This window comes from Rhizobacter sp. P3_B12, assembly GCF_056402895.1.
The window spans coordinates 1-3,522 of the sequence record NZ_JBFUGN010000653.1; the positions used below are offsets into that span (position 1 = coordinate 1).

General features: G+C 60.1%; 3 protein-coding genes and 1 pseudogene. 3 read left to right on the forward strand and 1 reads right to left on the reverse strand.

Annotated features, from left to right (window positions below):
• Window positions 1–436, reverse strand: a pseudogene (locus AC1D01_RS25525) (magnesium chelatase domain-containing protein); the annotation flags it as partial.
• 142 nt (window positions 437–578) lie between these two features.
• Between AC1D01_RS25525 and AC1D01_RS25530 the strand changes: the two are divergent.
• From AC1D01_RS25530 to AC1D01_RS25540, 3 genes are all read left to right on the forward strand, one after another.
• Window positions 579–1,916, forward strand: a complete 1,338-nt coding sequence (locus AC1D01_RS25530; protein WP_477871341.1) for a TniQ family protein — start codon at window positions 579–581, stop codon at window positions 1,914–1,916.
• A gap of 271 nt (window positions 1,917–2,187) precedes the next feature.
• Window positions 2,188–2,391 carry a DNA-binding protein gene (locus AC1D01_RS25535; protein WP_457334905.1) on the forward strand — a complete coding sequence of 68 codons (204 nt, stop codon included), beginning with the start codon at window positions 2,188–2,190 and terminating at the stop codon, window positions 2,389–2,391.
• A 464-nt stretch (window positions 2,392–2,855) separates the two neighbouring features.
• Window positions 2,856–3,095, forward strand: coding sequence for a hypothetical protein (locus AC1D01_RS25540; RefSeq protein ID WP_457334903.1), 240 nt, complete (start codon window positions 2,856–2,858; stop codon window positions 3,093–3,095).
• Window positions 3,096–3,522: the final 427 nt, after the last annotated feature.

The following is a 3,522-nucleotide window of genomic DNA, read 5'->3' on the forward strand; positions in this document are numbered from 1 at the left end:
GTGGCAGCGCGCGCGGCAGCGGCTCGCGCGGCGTGGCGTCGTCGGGGTCGTCCGGGCGCAGCGCCTGCACCAGCTCGAGCAGGTGCCGGGCGCCGTGGRTCTCGATGCCTGGGACCAGCGCGGCCTCTTCGGCATTCGCCGCCGGCAGCACCAGCGCGCGCGCGGGCGTGCCCTGTGTCTGCAGCGCGAGCGCCATCGCCAGCGCGCCGCGCACCGGCCGCAGGTCGCCGGCGAGCGACAMCTCGCCGGCGAACTCGAAGCGCGCGAGGCGTTGCAGGTCGAGCCCGCCCTGCGCCGCGACGATGCCGAGCGCGATCGGCAGGTCGAAGCGGCCCGACTCCTTCGGCAGGTCGGCCGGCGCCAGGTTCACGGTGATGCGCTTGTTGTGCGGGAAGGCCAGGCCGCTGTTCTGCAGCGCGGCACGCACCCGCTCGCGCTATGTCGATCAATCGACTCCACACACAAACAAGTCACTCCGCAATCCGGGCCTTGTGAAAACAAGGGCTTAGCCCAGCCTCGTCCAACCACTCCGCAATGAAGCGCATGACGCATTCCTCCCAACAGCCTGGAGACGCTCGATGGACCTCGATCGAACACGAGTGCTAGAGCTCAGATTGCCAAGCCCAGCATCCGAAACTGAGACGTTGTTCTCAATCTGCGCCCGCTATCACCGTCTATCAGGTAGGTCAGACAGCAAGTCCACCGCTGTCGAGCTCTTGGGACACCGCCGCGCGTCGAGCCTCCACGACTTTCCGGTCGGCCTCGGTCATCTTGAGCAGGTGAGCGGCGGCGCAATTCGCCCCTCGCTGGAGCTCTTGAGGCAGCGCACGGTGCTGGCTGCTGTCTGGCCGTTCACCGATCGGGGCTGGCAAGACAAGGTCTTGCGTCAGTCGACTCTAGCGCCGATGAAGGGCGTGCAACAGGCGCCCGGGATGAGGTGGAACGCGCTGCCGAACCGGATCTTTCTGCGGCATTGCCGGGACTGCCTGGATGAGGACCTGAGGAAGGGCGTTCCAGTCTGGCRCAATGAGCAACAGTGGCCCGGGATGTGGGCTTGCCTGAGGCATAGCGCGCCGCTTGCGTCGCTCGATCTCCGCGCTGGTTCGAATGAATGGGCATTGCCCAGCGAGCCGGCATCCACACGCCGTTCGCATGACCTGTCGAAGGAAAGCTTGACCATTTTGTTGAACTTGGCGCGGGCCGTGGTCTGGCTCAGCTCCAAGACAACGCTCTCTGTACCTGCCTTAGGCGTGCTGGTCCGCAGTCGCCTCGCCCAAACTGGGTTTGCAATCACCGACATCACAACAACCTCCGCGGACCTCAATCGATTCAACGAACTGCGAGTCCTCAGGCTTGTCGCCACAGGCGCTGCACATTTTGCGAGCCTGCCGCACGACGCGCGCTGGATCCGAGAGGTCCTTGTTGACCGGCGCGCCACGCATCCAACGAAGTGGGCCATCTTGCTTAGTTCGTCCGGCCCATGCGACTCGGTTTCCTTGGATGCGGAGTACGCGGAAGCCGCAGGCCGTGTGACGGTGCACGGCCTGACCGGCATTCCAGCTGCGCGACGCAGCCGAGCTCCCCAGCGCCTCTACGAGGCGCTGCGCTTCCACCACTTCTTGGCTGACGCCTGCAAGGCCTGCGACATGACTAGGGATGAGGCGGAGCGCTGGGTACGCCGTGACAAGGCTCTGCATGAGATGTGGCGCGAGGCCAAGTTGGCGCGTCGAAAGGCCGAATCACGCCTCGCCGTGCTCGCGTTCCGCGAGGCAGATCCGAATGCACTGCGCAGCGACTACTTCCAGAAGTGCGGTCCGCACGTGAGGTGGTTGCAGCTCAATGACAAGTCTTGGATCGAGGCCAACCTGCCGACTGGCGTGGCCTACCTCTCGCCACAGCGGCGGCTTGACTTGTAGGAGTCGCATTTTTGCAACGTTCACATACCGTCGCGTAGTTGATATCTCATTTGCTGCTGCTATTCGCGCCGCACGCAGAGGTGAACACAGAGAAATGGAGATTTATTTGATGGTTTTCTATATATTCAATACACCACTGGAGTCTACAAGACTCCGTGTAACTCGAAACAACCGTTTGACTTCTCCACTGAAATCTACAGAATCGATTCTCAACGAGATCTTGTTTCTCTTGCTGTTGATTCGTGGACGAAGGAGCGTGAGGGATCTCGTCATGAAAAAAGAAACCAAGGTATTAAAAACTTTTCAAGAAGCCCGAGGCGATTTTCGCAGCCGCGGCATCACCATCGCAAATTGGGCAAAGGAAAACGACTTTGAAATCAAGCTCGTCTATGCGGTTCTGGCCGGGGAGCGAAAGTGCTACCGGGGCGAATCGCACCGCATCGCAGTTGCGTTGGGCATCAAGGAGGATCTATGAGATCGTTCTACGGATTAAACGACCGCCATAAAGACGAATGCCCACGAGTTGCAGCTCGCAGGCATTCTATGCACACCCGGCGGGGACCAAGGCGTTGACACAATAGCAATCCTATCGCGCATTCGCGTGTAGTCAATCCCCGCTTAGTCTCATTTTGTAGATTCGCGTCGACGCGAGGAATTCGCTCGGCCCGAAAGCGGGGAAACCATGTCAGCCAAGAAATCGATGGTGCCTGTAGGGGCGCCATGGACCACTTTTGCCAAGAAAAAGTCCCATTCACAGGAAGTACAAGCCCTCAAGAAGCTACCAGCGAGAGACATTCATTCGCAAGAGGAGTTCATCCGGCCCTTCTGCGTATGTCTGATGGATCACGCGGTACTAAACGTGGTCCTCGTGACCGATCGCCTAACAGGATCCGTCATCTGCTCAGACGTCTATGAACGCCGCCTGAATCGAGGGCAGCCATGAGCAAGTGGCATCTCGATCGGCTGTGCTCGCAGCTCTTCATCGTGACTTCCAAGAGATCAGCAAAGCGGTCGCAACTGCGGCTGGCTTTTGAGCAGAACGGTGGCGAGTTTCAGTTGGCGGAGAGCAATGGTGAGCTGATGGTGTTCCTAGCATCATTGGTCAACAAGCCGCAGGACAACCCTGCCTTGCGTTCTCCAGAGCCGCATGCCGGTGGTCGAAAGCGGGCGATGGCATGAATGCCTCTTCCAGAAAGCGCATGTCCGGCCAGGGCGCGGGCGCTGACTACACGGCTTCCATCCAAGTCAAGCGTGGCGGGTTCAGCTCGCGAGGACGATCGCATGTTGTGCCAAGCCCAATTTTTCGTGGGACAGGTCGAGCACACGATCTCCTCAGTGATCTCGAACGTTGCGTCTTCATGGCAATCYTGACCTGGCGGCCGCGCGATGTCCAGGAGCAGTTCCTTCTAGGGATGAGCTGATCAATTCAATGTCTGGAGCCGACAGCTTCTCTGCGAATGCATTGCACCGCGGCGAGCGCACGTTTGCGTGGATTTCGAATGATTGGCGAGCTCGTCTTAACCTTCAGGGCGCACTGACCCCTGCAGGCCTGAGCAGCGGCCTCTTGGCGATCATGAGGTTGGCCAGCGCGAACAGGCTGTACATG

Coding starts and splice junctions, on each gene's coding strand:
- AC1D01_RS25540 (WP_457334903.1), top strand. CDS start 2,856: ATGAGCAAGTGGCATCTCGATCGGCTGTGCTCGCAGCTCTTCATCGTG.
- AC1D01_RS25535 (WP_457334905.1), top strand. CDS start 2,188: ATGAAAAAAGAAACCAAGGTATTAAAAACTTTTCAAGAAGCCCGAGGC.